20 protein-coding genes are annotated in these 23,167 nt (G+C 68.5%); 8 read left to right on the top strand and 12 right to left on the bottom strand.

The window, feature by feature from the left end; translation table 11 throughout:
• Positions 1-4 precede the first annotated feature (4 nt).
• Positions 5-601 (top strand): SCO family protein, encoded by a 597-nt coding sequence (locus ACYBYQ_RS08715; protein WP_459618350.1) that lies wholly within the window; start codon positions 5-7, stop codon positions 599-601.
• A gap of 223 nt (positions 602-824) precedes the next feature.
• A complete protein-coding gene (locus ACYBYQ_RS08710; RefSeq protein ID WP_459618349.1) occupies positions 825-1,076 on the top strand; it encodes a GlsB/YeaQ/YmgE family stress response membrane protein in 252 nt (83 codons plus the stop codon).
• Between the two features lie 96 nt (positions 1,077-1,172).
• Here ACYBYQ_RS08710 and adeC read toward each other — a convergent pair whose 3' ends face one another.
• Genes adeC through ACYBYQ_RS08695 form a run of 3 tightly spaced genes read right to left on the bottom strand, consistent with a single transcriptional unit; the run spans position 1,173 to position 7,040 of the window.
• Entirely contained in the window at positions 1,173-2,642 is a 1,470-nt protein-coding gene (gene adeC / locus ACYBYQ_RS08705) for an AdeC/AdeK/OprM family multidrug efflux complex outer membrane factor (RefSeq protein ID WP_459618348.1), read from the bottom strand.
• 11 nt (positions 2,643-2,653) lie between these two features.
• Entirely contained in the window at positions 2,654-5,824 is a 3,171-nt protein-coding gene (locus tag ACYBYQ_RS08700) for an efflux RND transporter permease subunit (RefSeq protein ID WP_459618347.1), read from the bottom strand.
• A gap of 13 nt (positions 5,825-5,837) precedes the next feature.
• Complete coding sequence (locus ACYBYQ_RS08695) at positions 5,838-7,040, bottom strand: efflux RND transporter periplasmic adaptor subunit (RefSeq protein WP_459618346.1); 1,203 nt, start codon at positions 7,038-7,040, stop codon at positions 5,838-5,840.
• Between the two features lie 198 nt (positions 7,041-7,238).
• Here ACYBYQ_RS08695 and ACYBYQ_RS08690 point away from each other — a divergent pair, with 198 nt between their 5' ends.
• A complete protein-coding gene (locus ACYBYQ_RS08690) occupies positions 7,239-8,195 on the top strand; it encodes a LysR family transcriptional regulator (protein WP_459618345.1) in 957 nt (318 codons plus the stop codon).
• Between the two features lie 19 nt (positions 8,196-8,214).
• Here the strand turns inward: ACYBYQ_RS08690 and ACYBYQ_RS08685 are convergent, their stop codons facing one another.
• Positions 8,215-8,946: a pseudouridine synthase gene (locus tag ACYBYQ_RS08685; RefSeq protein ID WP_459618344.1), complete on the bottom strand. Its 732-nt coding sequence runs from the start codon at positions 8,944-8,946 to the stop codon at positions 8,215-8,217.
• A gap of 72 nt (positions 8,947-9,018) precedes the next feature.
• Between ACYBYQ_RS08685 and ACYBYQ_RS08680 the strand changes: the two genes are divergently transcribed.
• Positions 9,019-9,639 (top strand): chorismate--pyruvate lyase family protein, encoded by a 621-nt coding sequence (locus ACYBYQ_RS08680; RefSeq protein WP_459618343.1) that lies wholly within the window; start codon positions 9,019-9,021, stop codon positions 9,637-9,639.
• Positions 9,640-9,657: 18 nt separating this feature from the next.
• Here the strand turns inward: ACYBYQ_RS08680 and ACYBYQ_RS08675 are convergent, their stop codons facing one another.
• The gene (locus ACYBYQ_RS08675; protein ID WP_459618342.1) at positions 9,658-10,209 is read right to left on the bottom strand and encodes a YaeQ family protein; all 552 of its coding nucleotides are present in this window, start codon (positions 10,207-10,209) and stop codon (positions 9,658-9,660) included.
• Positions 10,210-10,322: 113 nt separating this feature from the next.
• Between ACYBYQ_RS08675 and ACYBYQ_RS08670 the strand changes: the two genes are divergently transcribed.
• Both ACYBYQ_RS08670 and ACYBYQ_RS08665 read left to right on the top strand, forming a co-directional pair.
• On the top strand, positions 10,323-10,976 hold the full coding sequence (locus ACYBYQ_RS08670; protein WP_459618341.1) for a LysE family translocator: 654 nt from the start codon (positions 10,323-10,325) through the stop codon (positions 10,974-10,976).
• Positions 10,977-11,369 carry a GFA family protein gene (locus ACYBYQ_RS08665; protein WP_459618340.1) on the top strand — a complete coding sequence of 131 codons (393 nt, stop codon included), beginning with the start codon at positions 10,977-10,979 and terminating at the stop codon, positions 11,367-11,369.
• 77 nt (positions 11,370-11,446) lie between these two features.
• Here the strand turns inward: ACYBYQ_RS08665 and ACYBYQ_RS08660 are convergent, their stop codons facing one another.
• From ACYBYQ_RS08660 to ggt, 5 genes are all read right to left on the bottom strand, one after another.
• On the bottom strand, positions 11,447-13,291 hold the full coding sequence (locus ACYBYQ_RS08660; protein WP_459618339.1) for a dipeptide ABC transporter ATP-binding protein: 1,845 nt from the start codon (positions 13,289-13,291) through the stop codon (positions 11,447-11,449).
• Between the two features lie 26 nt (positions 13,292-13,317).
• Positions 13,318-14,196, bottom strand: coding sequence for an ABC transporter permease (locus tag ACYBYQ_RS08655; RefSeq protein WP_459618338.1), 879 nt, complete (start codon positions 14,194-14,196; stop codon positions 13,318-13,320).
• A complete protein-coding gene (locus ACYBYQ_RS08650) occupies positions 14,193-15,137 on the bottom strand; it encodes an ABC transporter permease (protein ID WP_459618337.1) in 945 nt (314 codons plus the stop codon). The genes ACYBYQ_RS08655 and ACYBYQ_RS08650 overlap by 4 nt, the downstream gene beginning before the upstream one ends.
• Before the next feature lie 90 nt (positions 15,138-15,227).
• Positions 15,228-16,751 (bottom strand): ABC transporter substrate-binding protein, encoded by a 1,524-nt coding sequence (locus tag ACYBYQ_RS08645; protein WP_459618336.1) that lies wholly within the window; start codon positions 16,749-16,751, stop codon positions 15,228-15,230.
• A 38-nt stretch (positions 16,752-16,789) separates the two neighbouring features.
• Positions 16,790-18,418, bottom strand: coding sequence for a gamma-glutamyltransferase (gene ggt / locus ACYBYQ_RS08640; RefSeq protein WP_459618335.1), 1,629 nt, complete (start codon positions 18,416-18,418; stop codon positions 16,790-16,792).
• 93 nt (positions 18,419-18,511) lie between these two features.
• Between ggt and ACYBYQ_RS08635 the strand changes: the two genes are divergently transcribed.
• The gene (locus tag ACYBYQ_RS08635; protein WP_459618334.1) at positions 18,512-19,411 is read left to right on the top strand and encodes a LysR family transcriptional regulator; all 900 of its coding nucleotides are present in this window, start codon (positions 18,512-18,514) and stop codon (positions 19,409-19,411) included.
• A 39-nt stretch (positions 19,412-19,450) separates the two neighbouring features.
• On the opposite strand, the gene ACYBYQ_RS08630 is transcribed toward ACYBYQ_RS08635, so the two are convergent.
• Positions 19,451-20,305: a LysR substrate-binding domain-containing protein gene (locus ACYBYQ_RS08630; RefSeq protein ID WP_459618333.1), complete on the bottom strand. Its 855-nt coding sequence runs from the start codon at positions 20,303-20,305 to the stop codon at positions 19,451-19,453.
• Positions 20,306-20,416: 111 nt separating this feature from the next.
• Here ACYBYQ_RS08630 and ACYBYQ_RS08625 point away from each other — a divergent pair, with 111 nt between their 5' ends.
• On the top strand, positions 20,417-21,088 hold the full coding sequence (locus ACYBYQ_RS08625) for an O-methyltransferase (RefSeq protein ID WP_459618332.1): 672 nt from the start codon (positions 20,417-20,419) through the stop codon (positions 21,086-21,088).
• 95 nt (positions 21,089-21,183) lie between these two features.
• Here ACYBYQ_RS08625 and ACYBYQ_RS08620 read toward each other — a convergent pair whose 3' ends face one another.
• Positions 21,184-23,160: a PhoX family protein gene (locus tag ACYBYQ_RS08620; protein ID WP_459618331.1), complete on the bottom strand. Its 1,977-nt coding sequence runs from the start codon at positions 23,158-23,160 to the stop codon at positions 21,184-21,186.
• Between the last annotated feature and the right edge of the window lie 7 nt (positions 23,161-23,167).

The following is a 23,167-nucleotide window of genomic DNA, read 5'->3' as shown; positions in this document are numbered from 1 at the left end:
CGGCATGCGACGCCTCCTCTCCTGCCTCGCCCTGCTGCTGGGCCTCGCCACCGCCGGCTGCGGCGATCGCACGGCCGACTGGCAGCTCTACGACGTGAGCGGCCACCTGCCCGATCTCGCTTTCGAGCTCACGGGCGCCGGCGGCAGAACGGTCACCGCGCAAGACCTCCGGGGCAAGACCGTGCTGCTGTTCTTCGGCTATGCGAGCTGCCCGGACGTCTGCCCCACCACCATGGCCCAGCTCACCGGCGTGCTCCAGGAGCTGGGCACCGACGCCCGGGACGTGCGCATCGTCTTCATCAGCGTGGATCCCCACCGCGACACGCCCGAGACCTTGCAGGCGTACGTGGACGCGTTCAATGCCAACGCCACCGGCCTCACGGGCACCGGGAAGCAGATCGCCAGCCTGGCGCGACGCTACCGCGTGGCCTATCAGATCGAGCCGCCCCGCCCCGGCGCCGACCCCGACAACTACGAAGTGACCCACAGCCGCGGCGTGTACATCTTCGATGCCGCCGGCAAGGCCCGGCTGCTCGCGGCCGACACCGACGGCGTGGCAGCCATCGTGCACGACCTGCGGCAGATGCTGGCGCTCAAGTGACCGGCCACGTGGAGGGGTTCGGGCCCGGACCGCAGGGTTTGCAGCGCGCCACTGTTGCTTTCCCGACACGTTGCCGTCCGGTCCGCGGCGCGGAAATCGCGGCGCCACGGCCGGCGCCCGCATGTTGTTCCTGTCCGGTACGTGTGGTTACAACGCGCCCGCAAAGGCGGCCGGTATGATTTCCGGACGGGTTCCGCAGTTTCCCACCAAGGAGAGTACGCGCATGAGCATCATCATCATGATCATCGTCGGGTTTGTCGTGGGCCTGATCGCCCGGGCCATCATGCCGGGGGACCAGAATCTGGGCATCATAATGACGACCATCCTGGGCATCGTCGGCGCCGTGGTGGCGGGATTCCTGGGGCAGGCGCTGGGCTGGTACGCGCCTGGCGAGCCGGCTGGCTGGATCGGCTCGGTGGTAGGCGCCATCATCGTGCTGTTCGTGGTGGGCTTCATCACCAAAAGGCGCGCCTGACGCCTCGATGCAGGCTCGATAAACAAAGCCCGCAGGCTGCGCAAGCCGGCGGGCTTTGTTTTTTGCCGGGCCCCGGCATGAGCCCGCCGCCTGGCCTCAGCCCGGCGCCCCAACCTGCGCCGCCGGCGCGGGCGCAACGGTGCGCTCGGTCCAGCCGCCGCCCAGGGCCTTGTACAGGCCGATGAGGTTGGACAGGCGCGTCAGGCGCGTGTTCACCAGCGACTGCTGCGCGCTGTACAGCGAGCGCTGCGAATCCAGCACGCTGAGGTAGTCGTCCACCCCTTCCTTGAAGCGCTGTTCCGACAGGTTGTAGGCCCGCTGGCTGGCCTGCACCAGCTGGCGTTCGGAACGGATCTGCTCGTCCAGCGTGCGCTTGCCCGCCAGCCCATCGGCTACCTCGCGGAAACCCGTCTGGATGGCCTTCTCGTAGTTGGCGATCTCGATGCGTTTCTGCACCTGGGCCAGGTCCAGGTTGGCGCGCAGCGATCCGCCGGCGAAGATGGGCAGCGTGATCTGGGGCGCGAAGCTCCAGGCCCCGGAGCCGCCCTCGAAGAGGCCCCCCAGGCTGGCGCTGGCCGTGCCGGCGCTGCCCGTGAGGCTGATGGTGGGGAAGAATGCCGCACGCGCCGCGCCGATGTTGGCGTTGGCGCCGCGCAGCGTATGCTCGGCGGCGCGGATGTCCGGCCGGCGCACCAGCAGGTCGGAAGGCAGGCCTGCCGGCAGGTCTTCCGAGACGATGCCGTCGGGCAGGCCCTGCGCCTGCTCGATCTCGGCCGACAGGTCGGCCGGCAACGGCTGGCCCAGCAACAGCACCAGGGCATTGCGGTCCTGCGCCGCCAGGCGCGTATAGGTGGCGAAATTGCTCTCGGCCGTACGCAGCGCGATCTCGGCCTGGCTGAGGTCGAGGTCGGTGGAGACGCCCGCGTCGAAGCGCTGTTTGGTGAGGTCGTACGACGCCTTCTGGGCGGCCAGGGTGTCGCCCGTGATCCGCAGCAGTTCCTGGTCGGCCCGCAGCGTGAGGTACGCATTGGCAACCTCGGCGATCAGGCTGAGGTGCGTGGCGATGCGGGTCTCGTCGAGCGACAGGTAGTTCTCGAGGGCCTGCTGGCTCAGGCTGCGGATGCGGCCGAAGAGGTCGAGCTCCCAGGCCGAGGTGGCGATGCCGACCTGGTAGCTGCGGCTGATCATGGACTGGCCGCTCTGGCTGAGATCGGCCGGCAGGCGCTGCACCGAGGCCTCGCCCGCCCCGCCGATGGTGGGCAGGATCTCGGCCCGCTGTATGCGGTACTGCGCGCGCGCCGCCTCCACATTGAGCGCCGCGACGCGCAGGTCGCGGTTGTTGGCCAGCGCCATCTCGATCAGGCGGTGCAGCAGCGGATCGTGGAAGAAATCGCGCCAGCCGATGTCGGCCGCGGCGGGCTGGCCCGCCGCCAGCGGCGTGGGTTGCCCATAGGCCGGACCGGTGGGATAGGCCGCGTCGACCGGCGCATCCGGGCGCTCGTAGCGCGGCGCCAGGGTGCAGCCGGCCAGCAGGGCCGACAAGGCGAGTACGGACAGTTTGTTCATGGAAAACGGAATCACGGCTGGTCCCTCAGCTTGGCGTCGAGGGCCTCTTCTTCGGCACGCCGCTCGCTGAGGCGCTTGACCCTGAAGAGACGCAGCATGAGCACGAAGAACGTTGGCACAAAGAAGATGACGAGCAGCGTACCGGTGACCACGCCACCGATGACGCCGGTACCGACGGCATTCTGGCCGCCCGAGCCGGCGCCGGTGGAGATGGCCAGCGGCACCACGCCCAGCGAGAATGCCAGCGAGGTCATGATGATGGGACGCAGGCGCTGGCGCGCGGCATGCACGGCCGCCTCGACGAGGCTGGCCCCGGACTCGTAGTGCTCCTTGGCGAACTCCACGATGAGGATGCCGTTCTTCGCGGTGAGGCCCACGGTGGTGAGCAGCGCCACCTGGAAGTACACGTCGTTGGAGAAGCCTCGCAGCAGCATCGCGATCACCGCGCCGATGACTCCCAGCGGCACCGCCAGCAGCACGGAAGTGGGAATGCTCCAGCTTTCGTACAGGGCGGCCAGGCACAGAAACACCACGATGATGGAGATGGCGTACAGCGCTGGCGCCTGCGAGCCCGAGGACTGCTCTTCGTATGACAGGCCCGTCCATTCGAAGCCCACGCCTGTGGGCAGCTGGGCGACCAGGCGCTCCATCTCCGCCATGGCGTCGCCCGAACTGTAGCCCGGCGCGGCCTGGCCCAGGACCTGGTACGACTGGGTGCCGTTATAGCGGGTGAGCATCTGCGGACCGTAGGTCCACTCGGCCGTGGCGAAGGCCGAGAACGGCACCATGTCGCCCGCGGCATTGCGCACATACCACTTGTTGAGGTCTTCCGGCACCATGCGCGACATCGGCTGGCCCTGGATGTACACGCGCTTCACGCGGCCGCGGTCGATGAAGTCGTTCACGTACGACGAGCCCCAGGCCGCCGACAGCGTGGTGTGGATCTCGGCGATGGACACACCCAGCGCACTGGCTTTCTCGCGATCGATCTCCAGCTTGTACTGCGGCGCGTCTTCGGTGCTGTTCGGACGCACCCCCGCCAGCACCGGGCTTTGGGCGGCCATGCCCAGCAGCTGGTTGCGCGCCTGCAGCAGGGTCTCCCGGCCCACGCCGCCGCGGTCGACCAGCATCATGTCGAAACCGGTGGCGTTGCCGAGCTCGATCACGGCCGGCGGCGCGAAAGCCATGACGGTGGCATCGCGGAAGATGGGATCCGTGGCGAACTTGGCGTTGGCGCGCGCCGCCAGCGCGTCGACGCGGAGCTCGGCCCCCTTGCGCAGGTCCCAGTCGCGCAGCTTGACGAAGACCAGGCCCGCGTTCTGGCCCCGGCCGCCGAAGCTGAAGCCATTGACGGCGAAGGTGGACTCGACCGTCTCCTTTTCCTCGTTGCGGAAGTATTCGGCCGCCGCATTGATGACCTTCTGCGTGCGCTCGGCCGTCGCGCCCACCGGCGCCTGCACCTGGACGAAAAGCACGCCCTGGTCTTCGTTGGGCAGGAAGGACGACGGCAGCAGGGTGAACAGCCAGGCCATGCCCGCCACCAGCAGCACGTAGATCAGCATCATCCGCTTGCCGCGGTTGAGCGAGCGGGCCACCGTGTTGGAATACCCGTGGCTGGCCCGCTCGAAGTTGCGGTTGAACCAGCCGAAGAAGCCCTTGCGCGTGCCGTGGTGCCCCTTGGGGATGGGCTTGAGGATGGTGGCGCACAAGGCGGGGGTGAACACGATGGCCACCAGCACCGAGAACGCCATGGAGGCCACGATGGTGATGGAGAACTGGCGATAGATCACCCCCGTGGACCCGCCGAAGAACGCCATGGGCACGAACACGGCCGACAGCACCAGGGCGATGCCGACCAGCGCCCCCGTGATCTGGTCCATGGACTTGCGCGTGGCCTGCTTGGGCGAAAGGCCCTCCTCCTGCATGATCCGCTCGACGTTCTCGACCACCACGATGGCGTCGTCCACCAGCAGGCCGATGGCCAGCACCATGCCGAACATGGTGAGCATGTTGATGGAGAAACCGGCCGCGGCCAGCACGCCGAAGGTGGCCAGCAGCACGACCGGCACCGCCAGCGTGGGGATCAGCGTGGCGCGGAAGTTCTGCAGGAACAGATACATCACCAGGAACACCAGGACGATGGCCTCGAACAAGGTGTGGATCACCGTCTCGATGGAAATCGACACGAACGGCGTGGTGTCGTACGGATACACCACTTCCATGCCCGGCGGGAAGTATTGCTTCAGGTTGTCCAGCGTGGCGCGGACGGCCTCGGCGGTGTCCAGCGCATTGGCCCCGGAGGCCAGGCGGATGGCCAGGCCCGTGGCGGGCCGGCCGTTGTACTGGCTGTCGATGGCGAAGCTCTGGGCGCCGAGCTCGATGGTGGCGACGTCCCTGAGCAGCACGCGCGAGCCGTCGGCGTTGACCTTGAGCAGGATCTTGCCGAACTCCTCCGGCGTCTGCAGGCGCGTGGGGCCGATGATGGTGGCGTTGAGTTCGTTGCCCCTGGCGGCCGGCAGCCCGCCCAGCTCGCCCACGGAGAGCTGCACGTTCTGTGCCTCGATGGCCGCGCTGACATCGCTGGGCACCAGGCCGTAGTTGACCAGCTTGTCCGGGTCCATCCAGATGCGCATGGCGTACTGCGAGCCGAACAGCTGGAAGTCGCCCACGCCCTGCGTGCGGCTGACCGGATCCTGCACGTAGGTGGCCACGTAGTCGGCCAGGTCGGCCTTGTTCATGGACCCGTCGGTGGACACGAAGCCCGCCACCAGCATGAAGTTGTCGGTGCCCTTGGTCACGCGGATGCCCTGCTGCTGCACTTCCAGCGGCAGCAGCGGCTGGGCCAGGGACAGCTTGTTCTGCACCTGCACCTGGGCCGTGTCGGGGTTGGTGCCCTGGCGGAACGTGAGCCTGATCTGCATGCTGCCGTCGGAGGTGGCCTGCGACGACATGTACATCAGGTTGTCGATGCCGTTCATCTGCTGTTCGATGACCTGCACCACGGTGTCCTGCACGGTCTGCGCCGACGCGCCCGGATACGTGACCGAGACGCGGACGGCGGGTGGCGCGATATTGGGGTATTGCGCCACCGGCAGGCTGAGGATGGACAGGGCTCCGGCCATCATCAGCACGATGGCGATGACCCAGGCGAAGACCGGCCTGTCGATGAAAAACTTGGCCATGCGCTAGGCTCCCTTACTTCGTTTGCGCGGCGGGCTGGGCCGGGGCGGCGCCCGCGGCGGGCGCCGGCTGCCATTCGGTGGCTTCGACCTCGACGCCCGGCCGCACCTTCTGCAGCCCCTCGACGATGACGCGGTCGCCAGCCTTCAGGCCGCCGGTGACCAGCCAGTGGTCGCCCACGGTGCGATCGGCCTGGAGGACGCGCAGCTCGACCTTGTTCTCGGCATCGAGCACCATCGCGGTGGGTTCGCCGCGCTGGCTGCGCGTGACGCCGCGTTGCGGCACCAGCAACCCTTCGGGCGCCACGCCTTCGGCCAGCCGGGCGCGCACGAACATGCCGGGCAGCAGAGTGTGGTCGGGGTTGGGGAACAGCGCGCGGATGATCACGGAGCCCGTGCTTTCGTCGACCGTGACCTCGGAGAACTCGAGTTTGCCCTTGTGTTCGTAGGGCGTGCCGTCTTCCAGCGTGAGCGTGACTTCGGCCGCCTGGCCGTCGCCGCTGCGCTTGAGCCGGCCGCTGGCCAGGTCCTTCTTCAGGCGCAGCAGCTGCGTGCTGGACTGGGTGACGTCGACGTAGACGGGATCGATCTGCTGGATGGTGGCCAGGGCGTTGGCCTGGTTGGCTGCGACCAGAGCCCCTTCGGTGACGGCGGAGCGGCCGATGATGCCGTCGATGGGCGACAGCACCTTGGTATACGTGAGATTGATGCGCGCGGTGTCGAGCGCGGCCTTGGCCGAGAGCACGTCGGCCTGGGCCTGGTCGCGGGCGGCCACGGCGTCGTCATAGGTCTGGCGGCTGATGGCGCGGGTGGAGACCAGCGGCTTGTAGCGCTCGGCCAGCGCGCGGGCGCTGCGCAGCTGCGCTTCGGCGCGCGCCAGTGCGGCCTTGCTGCTCTCGACCTGCGCCTGGTAGAGCGCCGGATCGATCTGGTAGAGCTGGTCGCCGGCCTTGACCTCGCCGCCCTCGGTGAAGAGCCGCTTCTGGATGATGCCGTTGACCTGGGGCCGCACCTCGGCGCTGCGGGTGGCGGCCGTGCGGCCGGGCAGTTCGGTGGTGAGCGTCACAGGCTGCGTCTTGAGCGTGACCACGCCGACCTGGGGCTTGCCCGCAGCAGCCGGGGCCGCCCCTTTTTGGTCGCCGCAAGCCGCCAGTCCGAGCACGATCGCCGAGAAAAAGAGCGCAGCACCGCCGCGCAGGACCGGATGATGATTCTTCATTGCTTGCTTTCCCGTTTCGTTCATCTTGCGCGCCCGCCGGGCGGCTGCGCACACGCCGCGGCCGGTGTTCCGGCCCCGTGCTGCAATGCAAAAAACCGACATTCTGCGTTATCCCGTTCCAGATACAAAGTATTCGGTTACGAAAACATAGTTCCATTTATGGGACAATCCACCATCCCTTTTCCTGCAGTCATCCGCATGAGCCGACTCCAAGGCATGGAACTGTTCGTCGAGGTGGCCAAGACCCGGAATTTCAGCCGGGCGGCCGAGCACCTCGGCATCCCGAAATCCACGCTCTCGCGCCAGGTGGCCGAACTGGAACGCAGCGTGGGCCTGCGGCTGCTCAGCCGCACCACCCGCAGGGTGGAGCTCACCGAGGCCGGGCAGCTCTATTTCGAGCGCTGTCAGCGCATCGTAGCCGAGGCGCTGGTGGCCCAGGAAGAACTGCAGAACCTGGTCGATACCCCGCGGGGCCCGCTGCGCGTGAACATGCCTGCGGATTTCGGCACCGATTTCCTGGCCGACGCCTTCATGGACTTCTCGCGCCGCTATCCCGAGGTGACCTTCTATCTGGACCTGGCCGCGCCGGAGCATGCGGGGCGCGTGTTCCAGTCGTGCGACATCGCGATCCAGATCGGCGACCTGCCCGACTCCACGCGCATCGCACGCCTGCTGGGCAGGATACACGGCTATCTTTACGCTTCGCCGGAATACCTGGCCCGCCATGGGGAGCCGCGGCATCCCGAGGACCTCGCCCGGCACGAATGCCTGGAATTCCGCGCCTACAGCGGCCGCGTGACGCGCTGGCCGCTGCGCCGCGGCGACGAGCACGTGGAGATCACGCCAGGCCAGCGCTTCTCGGTGAACAGCGTGGCCATGCTGCGCAGCCTGGCCATGCTGGGCGCCGGCGTGGCGGTGCTTGCGCCCACGAGCGACGTCGGCCCGGACCGCATCTCGACCCGCCTGCGGCGCGTGCTGCCGGAGTGGCACGCAGGCCCCTTCCCGGTATACGCCGTTACCGAAACCCGGCTGCTGCCGGCCAAGACGCGTATTTTTGCGGAATTCCTGATGGAGCATCTGAGTCGTGGCGAACTGGGCGTGCAGCATAGCGCGCTCGGCCTGCCCGAACCCGTGCCGGGAAACCCATTGAAATGAGTCCGGCGGCCGGCCCGATTCAGAACGACTCGTCGTCGCGCAGGTAGCGCCATTGCCCCGGGGGCAGGTCGCCCAGGGCCACCTTGCCGATGCGCACGCGCTTGAGCCCGACCACGCGCAGGCCCACGAGCTCGCACATGCGGCGGATCTGCCGCTTGCGCCCTTCGCGCAGCACGAAGCGCAGTTGATCATCGTTCTGCCAGCGCACCTGCGCCGGCTTCAGCGCCTTGCCGTCCAGCGAAAGCCCGTGGTTGAGCAGCGCCAGCCCGTTCTCCGACAGCCGCCCCTGCACCCGCACCAGGTATTCCTTGTCGACGGCAGAATCCTCGCCGATCAGGCGCCGCGCCACGCGCCCGTCCTGGGTGAGGACCAGCAGGCCCTGCGAATCGATGTCGAGCCGGCCGGCCACCGCCAGCCCGCGCAGATGCGACCGCTCGAAACGCTGCGGGGCGCGGTCGCCGGCGTAGCGCGAGGCGGCCTGCACCAGGGCCACCGCCGGGGTGTAGCCCTTCTCGGCCTGGCCCGACACGTAGCCCACCGGCTTGTTGAGCAGGATGGTGACCTGCGCCGTCTGGCGCGCCTGCGCAGCCCGCTCCAGGGTGATGGCCTGGCTGGGATAGGCGCGCGCGCCGAGCTCCGACACCACCTCGCCGTCGACCCGGACCCAGCCGCGCTCGATATAGGCGTCGGCCTCGCGCCGCGAACAGAGCCCGCGCTCGGACATCAGCTTGGAGATGCGTACTTTTTCCATGGCGCGGTATTGTAGGCCCTGCGGCGCGGACGCCCCGGGCGCCGCCCTCCGACCTTGGCATAATACCGGCCCATGATCCTTTCCAGCCCCGTCAGCCCCAGCGGCTGGGCCGCCCGCGCGCCCGCCTCCCTCCCACTCCTCCATCGGGCCTGGCTGTTCCGCCCGGGCGCCCTCACGGCCGGCCTGCGCGGCCTGGGCCAGGTGCGGCTGCGCGTGCTGGCCGAGTACCCCAGCGGCGCGCCCGAGGACGAAGCCAGGCCCATGGGGCTGCCCGCACGCCACCCGGTATGGGTTCGGGAAGTGCTCATGTCGGTGGACGGCGTGGACAGCGTGGCGGCGCGCAGCCTGACCCCGCTGGCCGCATCGCATGGCGTATGGCAGGGCATGCGGCGCCTGATGACCCGGCCGCTGGCCGACATGCTGTATCACGACCGCAGCGTCAGGCGCTCGCCATTTGCCGTCCTGCGCCTGGCTCCGCCGGTGCCCTTTCATCGCATGGTGAGCCGGCTGCCCGGCCAGACCCCGGCCAGCGCGACCGGCGCCTGGGCGCGGCGTTCCGTGTTCTGGCGCCACGGCCAGCCGCTGCTGGTCGCCGAATGCTTCCTGCCCGACTTCTGGCACAAGGTGGTCGCCGACCGCCCCAACCCGCCCCTGGTGCCCCACCGCCGCTCGAACGACCGCCCCGCGTCCTAGGTCGGCGAAGGCGGGATGTCAGCCCGCGGACGCCTCACGCCAGACCTCGGGTTCCAGCGTCGCTTCACCCTTTGCGGCCGAGACATAAACCGCCTGGTCGGCAATATTCACGTTGAGCTGCATGCCGCGCTCGGCCAGTTCTGCCAGCGCCGACGTCTGCCCGGCCGGCAGGTTGACGACGCGCAGATTGCGCGCCCGCTCCACCTTGTGGCGCACGCCCCCCCACCAGACCTGCGATGCGTGGCCGCCATAGCAATAGATGACCACCTGTTCGGCGCGGCCGCAGGCGCGCAGGATGCGGCGCTCGTCGGGCTGCCCGACCTCGATCCACAGTTCGATCGCGCCCGTGAGGTCCTGGCGCCAGATGTCGGGCTCGTCGGTGTCGCTCAGGCCCTTGGTGAAGGCCAGCCCTTCCGAGGCGTGCAGGGCGAAGGCCGCCAGCCGCACCATCATGCGCTCCTCCGTCTCCGACGGGTGGCGCGCCACGGTCAGGCCATGGCTGCCATAGTAGTGCCTGTCGGTATCGGCCACGTTGAGATCGGCCTTGTAGATGGTTGCGCGCAACGCCATAGCGGAACTTCCGGTATCCAACAAAGGCGGCACTATAACCTGCCATGCCCGCAGTATGATGGCGGCAATCCGCCACAGGCCCCCCGCCAACCGCAGCGCCGATTCCGCCGCACATGACACCTGCCGCCGCCCTCCTCGCCTTCTGTGTCGCCGCCCTCGTCATCACGCTCACGCCCGGCCTGGACACCGCCCTGGTGCTGCGCACCGCCGCCAACGAGGGGCCGCGCCGCGCCCTGATGGCAGGGCTCGGCATCTGCGCCGGCTGCCTGGGCTGGGGCCTGGCGGCCGCGTGGGGCCTGGGCTCGCTGCTGCAGGCGTCGCAGCTCGCCTACGACGTGCTGCGTGCCGCGGGAGCCGCGTACCTGCTCTATCTCGGCACCATGCTGCTGTGGCGCAGCCGCCGCACCGCGCCGGCCGCGCCGTCGCCGGCGGCCATGGCCGCGGCCGCCCACGCTGGCGCCGCCTCCACGCCGCTGGCCTGGTTCGGGCGCGGCTGCCTTACCAACCTGCTGAATCCCAAGGTCGGCGTGTTCTACATCACATTCCTGCCGCAGTTCATCCCGCAGGGCGTGGACGTGCTCGCCTTCAGCATCCTGCTGGCGGGCCTGCACGCCGCGATGGGCATCGCCTGGTTCGCGCTGCTCGTGGCCGCCACGCGCCCGCTGGCCCGCTGGCTGGCCCGCCCCGCGGTGGCGCGCGGCCTGGATCGCGCCACCGGCGCCGTGTTCCTCGCCTTCGGCCTGCGCCTGGCGCTCGAGAAACGCTGAATGCGGCGGGTCTATGCAGGCAGCTGCCACTGCGGCTCCGTGCGCTTCGAAGTGGAGGCGGACATCGACCACGTACGCTCCTGCGACTGCTCCGTCTGCCGCCGCCGAAGCGCGCTGATCCACCGGGTGCCCGCCGAAGCCCTGCGCCTGCTCAGGCCCTGGAACGATCTGAGCGAATACCGCTGGGGTTCCGGCACGGCAGTCGACTACTTCTGCCGGCGGTGCGGCGTACTGCCTTTCCGGCGGCCCAGCCTACCGACCATTGCCGAGCGCGCCCGAGGAGTCGAACCTTTCACGGGCTGGGCCGTGAACACCCGATGCCTCGATGATTTCGACCCGTCGGCCGTGCCGGTCTTGCTGATACACGGCAGCCGCCTGGTTAGCGACGACTGAACGCGTCACCCCGGCGACGGGACCGCGCGCAAGACTCAGGGGCGGAAAAGGCCGCCCTGCCGCAAACACCGGAACGCTCAGTACACGCCCACCGTGTGGCGTGCCACGTAGTGTCCCTCGCCCACCTGCACCAGCGGCTCGACCACGGGTTCGTCGCCCACGCGGCGCACCGGGCTGGGGATCTCGTCGACCAGCAGCGAACGCTCGCGATGGCGGCGCTGCGGATCGGCGATGGGCACGGCCGCCATCAGCTTGCGGGTGTAGGGATGCTGCGGATTCTCGAAAATCGCCTGGCGCGGGCCGATCTCCACGATCTGGCCCAGGTACATCACGGCCACGCGGTGGCTGATGCGTTCCACCACCGCCATGTCGTGCGAGATGAAGAGATAGGCCACGCCCAGTTCGCGCTGCAGGTCCAGCAGCAGATTGACGATCTGGGCCTGGATGGAGACGTCCAGCGCCGACACGGACTCGTCGGCCACCACCACCTTGGGATTGAGAGCCAGGGCCCGCGCGATGCTGATGCGCTGGCGCTGGCCGCCCGAGAACTCGTGCGGATAGCGGTCCACCATCTCGGGCAGCAGGCCGCATTTGTCCATCAGCCAGCGCACCCTTTCCCGGGCCTGCCTGCCGCGCGCCACGCCGTGGATCAGCAGCGGCTCCATGATGGAGTCGCCCACCGTCATGCGCGGGTCCAGCGAGGCGAAGGGATCCTGGAAAATGAACTGGATGTGCCGCCGCAGCGACTGCATGGCCGAACCGCGCAGCGAACCGATGTCGCGCCCGTCGAACTCGATGCTGCCGCCCTGGCTCTTGACGAGCTGCAGCAGCGAACGGCCGGTGGTGGTCTTGCCGCAACCCGACTCGCCCACCAGGGAGAGCGTCTCGCCGGGATAGAGATCGAAGCTGACCTTCTCGACCGCGTGCACGCGCTTCTGCACGCGCCCGAACAGGCCGCTGGCCACGTCGAAGCGCGTGACCAGGTCGCGCACGCGCAGCACCGGTCCATGCTCGCGGCGCACGGTGTCGACGGGCGCGGCCTCGGGAACCTCGTCCGCGCCATCCACGCGCAGCAACGGAAACGGCGCCGGATGCACCGTGCCCTGCATGGCGCCCAGGCGCGGCACGGCCGACAGCAGCGCGCGCGTGTAGCCATGGCGCGGCTCGGCGAACACCTGGTCGGTGCCGCCCTCCTCGACCTTGTCGCCGCGGTACATCACCAGCACCCGGTCGGCCACCTCGGCCACCACGCCCATGTCGTGCGTGATGAAGATCACGCCCATGTCCATCTCTTCCTGCAGCTGGCGTATGAGCTGCAGGATCTGCGCCTGGATGGTCACGTCGAGCGCGGTGGTGGGCTCGTCGGCGATCAGCAGCTGCGGCTTGCAGGACAGCGCCATGGCGATCATCACGCGCTGGCGCATGCCGCCCGAAAGCTGGTGCGGATAGCGATCCAGGATGGCGCGCGCCTCCGGGATCCGCACCCGCTCGAGCATGCGCAGCGCCTCGGCGCGCGCTGCCGCGGCATCGAGGTCCTGGTGCAGCTGCAGCGCCTCGGCGATCTGGGCCCCGGCGGTGAAGCTGGGGTTCAGCGAGGTCATGGGCTCCTGGAAGATCATGGCGATGTCGGCGCCGCGCACGCGCTGCAGGGTGTGTTCGGGCGCGCGGGCGAGGTCCAGCACCTCGCCGCTGCGCCGGCGCAGCAGCATGCTGCCCGCGGTGATGTGCCCGCCGCCGTATTCCACCAGGCGCATCAGCGACAGCGAGGTCACGGACTTGCCGGAACCCGATTCGCCCACGATGGCGAGCGTCTCGCCGCGGTCGACATGAAAGGAGACGTCGCGCACCGCCTCGACGACGCGCGCGGGGGTGTTGAAGCGTACCGTCAGGCCTTCGACCTGCGCCACGCGCTTGGAATCCATGCTTGCCATAGTGTGAACAGACCCTACTACTTCTCTTGACGCGGATCGAGCGCGTCGCGCAGCCCGTCACCGAGCAGGTTGAATCCCAGCACCACGAGGAAGATGGCCGAGCCGGGGAAGATGGACATCCAGGGCGCCTGGGTCATGAAGTTCTTGGCCGTGTTGAGCATGGAGCCCCACGAGGGGTTGGGCGGCTGCAGCCCCAGGCCCAGGAACGAGAGGCTGGCCTCGGCGATGATGGCCGTGGCGATGGTGATGGTGGCCTGCACGATCAGCGGCGGCATCACGTTGGGGAACACATGGCGCGCGATGATGCGCAGGTCGGACGCGCCCAGCGCGCGGGCGCTCTGCACGTAGTCTTCGTTCTTCACGGCCAGCACCTGCCCGCGCGTGAGCCGGATGAACTTGGGCGCGGCCGACACGCCGATGGCGATCATGGCGTTGGTGAGGCTGGGGCCCAGGAAGGCCGCCAGCGCAATGGCCAGGATCAGGAAGGGAATGGCCAGCAGGGCCTCGGTGGCGCGCGAGATGACGCTGTCGGTCCAGCCGCCGAAATAGCCGGCCGCCAGCCCGAAGGGCACGCCCACCACCAGGGCGATCACCACCGACACCAGGCCTGCCATGAGCGAGGCCTGCGCCCCGTACAGCAGCCGGCTGTAGATGTCGCGCCCCAGCTCGTCGGTGCCCAGCCAGAAGGCCGCGGACGGCGCCTTGCGTATGGTCATGAAGCTGGTCTGGAAAGGATCGTGGGTGGCCAGCAAGGGCGCCAGGATGGCCAGGATCACGAACACCAGGACGATGCCCGCGCCCAGCAGGGCCGTGCGGTTGCGCCGGAACTTGTTCCAGGCGCGGTTGCCGCTGCGGGGCGGAACGGCGGCGACCGCGGCAGTCTGTATCGTCGTCATGCGTGCCTCAGGCGGGGATTGACCAGGATGTAGAGCACGTCGGCCAGCAGGTTCATGACGATGAAGCCCACGGCCACGCACAGCACCACGCCTTGCACCACGGCGTAGTCGCGGTTGAACACGGCGTCGACGATCAGCTTGCCGAAGCCCGGGATGGTGAATACCTGCTCGGTAAGCACGGCGCCGGCCAGCAGTTCGCCGAAGAGCAGCGTGACCAGCGTCACGATGGGCATCAGCGCGTTGCGCAGCGCATGCCGCAGCACCACCTGGCGCGGCGACACGCCCTTGGCGCGCGCCGTGCGCACGTAGTCGGCGCTCAGGGCCTCGAGCATGGCCGAACGCGTGTGCCGCATCAGGTAGGCGGCGATGGCGGTGGACAGCACCAGCGAGGGCATGAGCAGGGTCTTGATCGACAGCCAGAGGTCCTGCGAGGGCGGCACGTAGCCCGAGGCCGGCAGCAGCTGCCACTGCACCGACACCACCATGATGAGGATGATGCCCAGCCAGAAATTGGGAATCGACATGCCGGACAGGGCGGCCACGTTGGCGCCCATCTCCACGGCGGTGCCCTTGCGCACGGCCGCGATGATGCCCATGGGAATGCCCAGGAGCACGGCGAAGAACATCGCCATCAGGGCGAGCTGCAGCGTCACGGGCAGCTTCTGGCCGATCAGGTCGAGCACCGGCACGTCGGTACGCAGCGACTTGCCCAGGTCGCCCTGCAGCACCTGGGTCAGCCAGGCGCCGTACTGCACGGGCAGCGGGTCGTTGAGGCGGTACTTCTCGCGCAGGTAGTCGAGCACGGCCGGATCGCGCTCTTCGCCTGCCAGGGTCAGCACCGGGTCGCCGGGCAGGATCTTCTGCAGCGAGAAAACGATCATCGACACCAGGATCAGCGTCGGGATCGCCACGAAGACGCGGCGCAATATGAGTTTCAGCATGGGATAACCGGAAAAACGGACAAGCGCGCCGGCGCCGACTGCCGCGGATGCGGCCCGGACGGCGCCGGCGTCGCCCAGGGCCTGTTCACACTATTTTGCCGCCAGCGTGACGCCCTTCAACCGGATCATACCGTCGGGATAGGGCTTGAAGCCCTGCACGCTTTTCTGCAGCGCGAACGGCCACGGCTGGTAGTAGAGGTAGAAATTCTGCTTGTCGGCCTGCCGCAGCCCCTCGGCCCGCTCGTACAGGGCCTTGCGCCGGGCCTGGTCGGTGACCGTGCGCGCCTCGTTGAGCAGCTTGTCCACGTCGGGATTGCAGTAGCGCCCGTCGTTCTGCGCGCCCTTGCACGTGACGAACTGGTGCAGGTTCCCGTCGGGGTCCACGCGGCCGGACCAGCCGCGCATCATCACCTGGAAGTTGCCGCGCTGGGCCTCGCTGAGCAAGGCCGCGTACTCGGTGGGCCGCAGGCTGAGCTGGAAGCCGGCCTCCGCCGACATGGCCTGGATCATCTCGGCAATGGCCGAGGTGGTGGTGTTGTTGCCGAAGGCGAACTCGGCCTGCACCGTTTCCACGCCGGCCTCCTTCAGCAGCGCGCGGGCCTTTTCCACATCGCGCGCGGGCGCCGGGTACTTGCTGCTGTGGTAGGGGCTGGCCGGGGGGAACGGCTGGCTGGCCGGCTCGAAGATGCCCGCGCCCACCACTTCATTGATGATGTTGCGGTCGACCGACAGCTCGAAGGCCTTGCGCACGCGCGCGTCCTTGAACGGGCTGCTTTCGGCCCGCGGACCGTTGTTGAAGTTGAAGAACACTTCCTGGTAGCCCAGGCCCGACACCGTGGCCAGCACCAGGTTGGAATCGCCCTTCACCTGGCCCACGTCGGACGGGTTCAGGCGCTCGAGGATGTGCAGCCCGCCCGCGCGCAGGTTGGACAGGCGCACGGTGGTATCGGGAATGGGCAGGAACACCAGGCGCGAGAAGTGGTATTGCCCGGCATCGTAGTACTGGTCGAACTTCTCCAGCACGATGCGGTCGTTCTGCACCCGCTGCACGAACTTGTAGGGCCCCGAGCATACCGGCTGCTTGCCCACCGTGGAGGAATCGGCCGGATCGAAGGTCTTGGGCGAGAGCATCATGCCGGAGCGGTCCGACAGGTTGGCCAGCAGCGTGGCGTCGGGCTGCTTCAGCTTGAGCACCAGGGTGGCCGCGTCGGGCGCCTCGATGCCGGCCACCGAGGCGAGCTCGCCCTTGCGCATGCTGTCCTGCAGCGTCATGGCGCGCTCCAGGTTGGCCTTGGCCGCGGCCGCGTCGAAGCGGGTGCCGTCGTGGAACACCGCGTCGGTGCGCAGCTTGAAGGTGAGCGTCCGGTTGTCGTCGCTCCACGTCCAGGACTGCGCCAGCTGCGGCACGAACTCCAGCTTCTCGTCGATGTCGACCAGCTTGTCGCACAGCGACGTGAACACGATGCGGCCGACGTACGTACGTGCGCGGTGCGGATCCAGCACATCGGGATCTTCCTGCAGCCCGATGCGCAATTCCTGCGCGGCGGCGGCGCCGCCGGCCACCGCCAGCAGCATGCCGCCCGCCAGCATGCCCAAGCGCTTCAGTTTCTTCATTTGGTTATTCCCCTAGCTCTGCGATATGCGGACAGGCCTCAGAAGCCCACCGCCTGACCATCACGGCGCGGATCGCTCGCCGCGACGTAACCCAGTTCGTTGTCGCCGGCCGACATGCGCCAGATGAACTGCCCGGCGCCGAAGTCCATGTAAGGATCGTCCACCGACTTGAGCGCGTGGCCGCGCTGCTTGAGGCCTTCCACGGTATCGCGGCTCATGGACGACTCGACGTCCAGCGTGAAGTCGCGGTTCACCTTCCAGCGCGGCGCGTCGCAGGCGGCCTGCGGTTGTTGATCGTAGTCGATCATGCGGATCGCTGTCTGCAGGTGGCCCTGCGGCTGCATGTCGCCGCCCATCACGCCGAAGCTCATCACCGGGCGGCCGCCCTGGGTGAGGAAGCCCGGGATGATGGTGTGGAAGGGGCGCTTGCCGCCCGCCACCACGTTGGCGGAGGCCGGGTCCATGGAGAAGCCCACGCCGCGGTTCTGCAGGCTGATGCCCGTGCCGGGCACCACCACGCCGGAGCCGAAACCCATGTAGTTCGACTGGATGAACGAGATCATCATGCCGTTCTCGTCGGCGGCGGTGAGATAGATGGTGCCGCCGGCATGCGGGCGGCCGGCCTGGAAATGCGTGGCGCGGTCGAGGTCGATGAGCCTGGCGCGGCTGTCGAGGTACGCGTCGTCCAGCATCTGCTCCGGCGTGACGTCCATGGAGCGCGGATCACCCACGTAGCGGTACAGGTCTGCGAAGGCCAGCTTCATGGCCTCGATCTGCACGTGCTGCGACTGCACCGAGTCCACCGGCATGTTGCGCAGGTCGAAGCGCTCGCAGATGCCCAGCGCGATCAGCGCGGCGATGCCCTGCCCGTTGGGCGGGATCTCGTGCAGCGCGTAGCCGTGGTACGACTTGGAAATCGGCTTGACCCACTCGGGCCGGTAATTGCGCAGGTCGTCCAGCGTCATGGCGCCGCCGCCTTCCTTGCTGAAGGCGGCGATGCGCTCGGCCAGCTCGCCTTCGTAGAAGTCTCGGCCGCCGCTGGCAGCGATGCGGCGCAGCGCATGGGCCGCGTCGGGAAAGCGGAAGTGCTCGCCCACCCGCGGCGCGCGGCCCTGGGGCATGAAGGCCTGGGCATAGCCCGGCTGGCCGGCCAGCTCGGCGGCGGCGGCTTCCCACTTGTGCGCCACCACCGGCGGCACGGCATAACCGCGCTCGGCGATCTCGATGGCGGGCTCGAACAGCTGCTCGAACGGCAGCTTGCCCAGCTTGCCGTGCAGGGCGGCCCAGCCGGCCACCACGCCCGGCACGGTGACGGCATCCCAGCCGCGCTTGGGCCGCTGTGCCAGCCCGTCAGTGCCCGTGCCGTACTTGCGCTTGAAATACTCCACGTTCCATGCCGCGGGCGCCACGCCCGAGGAATTGAGGCCGTGCAGTTCCTGGCCGTCCCAGACGATGGCGAAGCAGTCGCCGCCCAGGCCGCAGGACACGGGCTCGACCAGCACGATGGTGGCTGCCGCGGCGATCGCGGCATCGACCGCGTTGCCGCCCTTGAGCAGCATGCGCAGGCCGGCCTGGGCCGCCAGCGGGTGGGAGGTCGACACCACGTTGCGCGCGAACAGCGGGATGCGGTGCGAAGGATAGGGGTTGGCCCAGTTGAAGTTCTTCATGCGGCGACTCGATAGGGAGGGAAGCTCGCGACGTTACTCCCGTGATCTAATTAGATCAATTTGATTTTTTATTCCGTCATTAAAAGTTTTTTTATGAGCACCCTACGCTTCCTGCGCACCTTCCTGGCGGTGGCGCACCACGGCTCGTTTTCCGAGGCTGCGGAGCAGGTGGCGCTGACCCAGGCCGCGGTGAGCTTCCAGATGCGCGCCCTGGAAGCCGAACTGGGACGGGAACTCTTCGACCGTTCCGGAAGGCTGGCCCTGCTGAACGCCGCGGGCCGCGAACTGGTGCCGGAAGCCAAGCAACTGCTGGACATGTACGACAGGCTGCGCCAGCCGCGCAGCGCGCCCGACGAACTGGCGGGGTCGGTCACCGTGGGAGCCATCGTGTCGTGCATGGGCTCGCTCTCCAAGGTGGTGTCGCACCTCAAGCGCCGCCACCCGGCCCTGGACGTGCGTGTGCTGTCGGGCAAGGCCAGCGAACTGGCCAGCCGGGTCGAGGCCGGCGAGCTCGACGCGGCCTTCGTGGTGGAGGCCGGACGCAAGATGGCCAGCACCCGCTGGACGCCCCTCTATGAAGAGCCCCTCGTGGTGCTGGCGCCGCCCTCGGCGCAGGGAGACGATCCGCGCGCCCTGCTCGCCGCCCATCCCTTCCTGCGCTTCGACCGCACCCAGCGCACCGGACGGCAGATCGACCGGGTGCTGCGCCGGCTGGGCGTGTCGGTGCAGGAGTTCCTGGAACTGAACGCGATCGAGACGCTGGTGGAGCTGGTGCGCCAGGAAGTGGGCGTGACCCTGTTGCCCCTGTTGCAGGGCTCCAACTGGCCCCAGGCGCCGGACCTGCGCGTGCTGAGGCTGCCGGGCGACATCGGCCCCATCGCCCGTGCCGTGGGCATGCTGGAGCGGCGCGAACATGCCCGCCAGGGCATCACGACGGCGATCTGCGCAGCCTATCTCGAGGCCATCCGCGGGCGCGAAGCGCCACATCCCTGACGCAGGGGCCGGCTCAATCCCGGCCCCGGCAGGGCCGTCTCAGGCGTCGGACAGCGCCATGGCCAGCCAGTCCACGAAGGCCTGGGCCTCCTGCGGCCAGGGCCTGTCTCCCGCCGGCACGGCCATCAGCCCGCCGGGGAACGGCGTGAAGCCATAGGGCGCCACCAGCGCTCCTTCCGCCAGTTCCCGGCGCACCAGCCGGCGCTCCACCAGCGCCACGCCCAGGCCCGACAACGCGGCCTCGATGCACAGATGGGTATGCGGGAATGAGCGCTCGCCCGCCCAGGCCGGCGTCCTGCCGGCCAGCGCCTGCCACTGGTCCCATGCCGTGGAGGTGTAGTCGTGGCTGATGCGCGTGGCGCGGCGCAGGCCGTGGCCGGGCGCGCACACCGGCCCGAACGCGACGCCGGCCAGCCGCCGTGCACGGGCGCGGTCGGCCTGCGGATACGAGGCCAGGTCCCAGGCGATGACCAGGTCCGCGTCTTCGCCGCGCATGTCGCGCGCGGAGGTCATGGACAACCTGATGCGGACGTCGGGATGGCGGCGATAGAAGTCCGGCAGCTGGGGCACCAGCCAGCGCATGGCGAACGTGGCGCTGCAGGCCACGTGCAGGCCCGGATTGCGCGCCTGCTGCAATACGCGGCGGTAGCCCTGCTCCAGCTGGTCGAACAGCGGCCGGGCCATGTCGTACAGCGCGCGGCCGGCGGCGGTAAGCGCCAGGCCGGTGCCCTCCTTCTCGAACAGGGGCACGCCCGCATGCTCCTGCATCAGGCGCAGCTGGCGGCTCAGCGCGCCATGCGTGCGATGCATTTCCTGGGCCGCGCGCGTCACCGATCCGGTGCGTGCGATGGCTTCGAAGGCCCTCAGTGCCCCCAGGGGCGGCAGGTTGCGCATGATCTGTATCGTTAAAAAAACTGCCGGATACTGCAGAATAAATCGATATACGGGATCCGCCCGCCGCGCCTAAGATCGGCTGCAACCTGCACTTTTCCCGGATACGACGACATGCACCCATCACAGTGGACTGCCCTGGATTCCTACTTCAATGAAACCCTGGGCCTGAGCGACCCGATTCTCGACGCCGCGCTGGCACGCGCTGCGGCAGCCGGCCTTCCCGCCCATGAAGTGGCGCCGAACCAGGGGCGCATGCTTCAGATTTTTGCACAAATGACGCGCGCCCGCCGCATACTGGAGATCGGCACGCTGGGCGGCTACAGCGCCATCTGCATGGCGCGCGCCCTGCCGTCCGACGGCAGGCTGATTTCCCTGGAACGCGATCCCGCGCACGCGCAGGTGGCGCGCCAGAATGTCGAGCTGGCCGGCCTGTCCGGCATCGTGCGCATCATGACGGGAGACGCCCACGCCAGCCTGGACCAGCTGCGCCGCGACGCGCTCGAGCCCTTCGACCTGATCTTCATCGATGCCGACAAGCAGCACAATCCCGCCTACCTGGAGGCGGCCCTGGCGCTGTCGCGCGACGGCACGGTGATCGTGGCCGACAACATCGCCCGCGCCGGCAGGCTGCAGGATGCCGGCAGCCAGGACGATCCGGACGTACGGGGCGTGCAGGCCTTCCTGCAGCAGCTGGGCCAGGACCTGCGCCTGAACTCCACCGCCATCCAGACCGTGGGCGCCAAGGGCTGGGACGGCTATTCGCTGTCGATCGTGCGGCGCTGACGGCCATCAACACAGCGCATGAAGAAAAGAAGCCGGCGAACGCCGGCTTCCGGAACACGGGCGGGGCCGCGGCCCCGCCCATCTCAGGCCGTGGATCAGGCCTTCTCGAGCTGCACGCCCGTCAGGTAGCCCACCGATGCGCCGAAGCCGTCCTTGTAGTTGGCCTCGATCAGCGGCTTGAGCGTGTCCGCCAGCGCCGCCGGCACCGAGCCGATCAGTTCGCCCGGGTGCTGGAAGTTGCTCATGATGTACGTCCAGCCGTTGATCTCGTCGACGGCGTGCAGGCCGGTGGACTCCGCGCCGGCCGGCGTGGACAGCAGGCGCGACAGCTCCTTGGTGTCCACGTTGTAGGCCCACATGAAGTTGGTCACGTGATTGCCGCTGTCCTCGCCGATGAAGAGCGTGCGCAGCTTTTCCGAGAACTTCAGGTTGTCGGGGCTGGCGATGCGGTCGGGGTTGGCGGTATTGCCCAGCGCGTCGGCCGTGATGTCCTCGCCCACCAGCAGGGTCGAGTACTCATGGGGCACCCACTCGCTGTTGATCGCATCGCCGTCGGCGTCCAGCTGGCCGCCGGCCAGCTTGTGGGCCAGGATGCCGCCTGCGGTGATCTTCTTGTCGAGCGCGACGCCGCCGTTGGGATCCCAGGCCGCCTCGCCCTTGATCATCGAGGCCTGGATGTTGGCCAGCGCGGAGTAGGCGATCTTGTCCTTGATGTTGACCGTCGTGCCTTCGTTCTTGGTGAGCGCCATGCTGCCGCCGACGTAGCCGGCGTAGCGGTGGGTTTCGAGGAAGGCGGCCGCCTTCTCCATGCCGTCCTTGATGCGGATCCACTCGGCCTTGCCGTTGTAGTAGATCTTGGTATAGGAATCGTCGGCCGGATCGGTGGTGACCTTCTCCATGATGTCGTCGAAGGTGAGGGTGTCGGCCAGGGCGCGGATCTCGTCGCTCGTGGCGTGGCCCAGCTTGATCCACGACAGCGTGCCCGCGCCGGCGTCCACGCCGCTGGTCTGCGCGAAGCGCGCCACGTACAGCGTGCCCGAGGACAGGTCGGCTTCGTTGTCGGCCACGAACATGAACAGGCCGCCGCTGGTGGCGTCGTCGCCCATCAGCGCGGTGCGGCGGTCCGGCATCACCTGGATCAGCTCGTGCGAGATGCGGCCCAGGCAGTAGTGCTTCTTGATCGTGCCGGTGCCGTCGGGATTGACGGTGACTTCCGGCAGATGGCCGTAGTGATAGGGCTTGGCGGCGTCGGCCGTGCCGTACAGGTTGGTGCTGAAACCGGCGAACTGCGTGTTCGACGCGATCGAGGAGGCGTCGGGCTCGTATTCCTCGCTCGAGAGGTGCGTGTTCCAGGGCGACAGGCTCGCGCCGCAGGTGATCCACAGGCCGTTGGCGGAGGACGTGTCGACGTTATGGTACTTGACCACCTTCAGCTCGCCGGTGGCGGGATCCTGGTCCAGCGTCAGCACGGCGATCGGCGAGGGCAGGCGGCCGTACATGTCGGAGTCGTCCAGGCTGCGCGAGGTGTATTCGAACTGCACCACGGCAAACACGGTATTGCCCGTGACGCCGGCCACCGCCGGGTTTTCCAGCGTGATCAGCGAAGAGCCGTCGGGGCAGTCCGAGAAGAACTGGCGCGGCGTGCTGCCGGTGGTGTCCATGATCGGCTGGTTGTGGATGTCGTAGTAGCCGCCGGCCACGATCGTGCCGCCGTCGCCATCGGGAACCAGGTCGCCCGTCATGAAGAAGGGCTCGTAGCCCAGCTGGAAAGTCTGCACGGTACCGTCGCTGTACGTCACTTCCAGCGCCGACTTCACCGTGGTCGTGGCCATCGCAGCCGGGTCGTCCGCGCCGGGCGCATCCATGGGCACGAAGCGCGCCGACTGGAAGGTCGCGCCGGGCGCCGGCGTGCCGCCGCCATCGCCGCCACCGCCGACCTCCTCGTCGTCATCGTCGTCGGAATTACAGCCCGCGAGCAGTACAGCGCTGGCGCCGCCGGCCAGGGGCAGCATGGGCGCGCCGCCGAGCAGCTTGAGGATGCGTCGGCGTTGGAGTTGGATGGGATCTTGCATGTCGGCC

This window comes from Bordetella sp. 2513F2 (genome assembly GCF_054642735.1).
The sequence above is the reverse complement of the archived record's forward strand: the minus strand, read 5'-3'. Positions and strand labels throughout refer to the sequence as shown.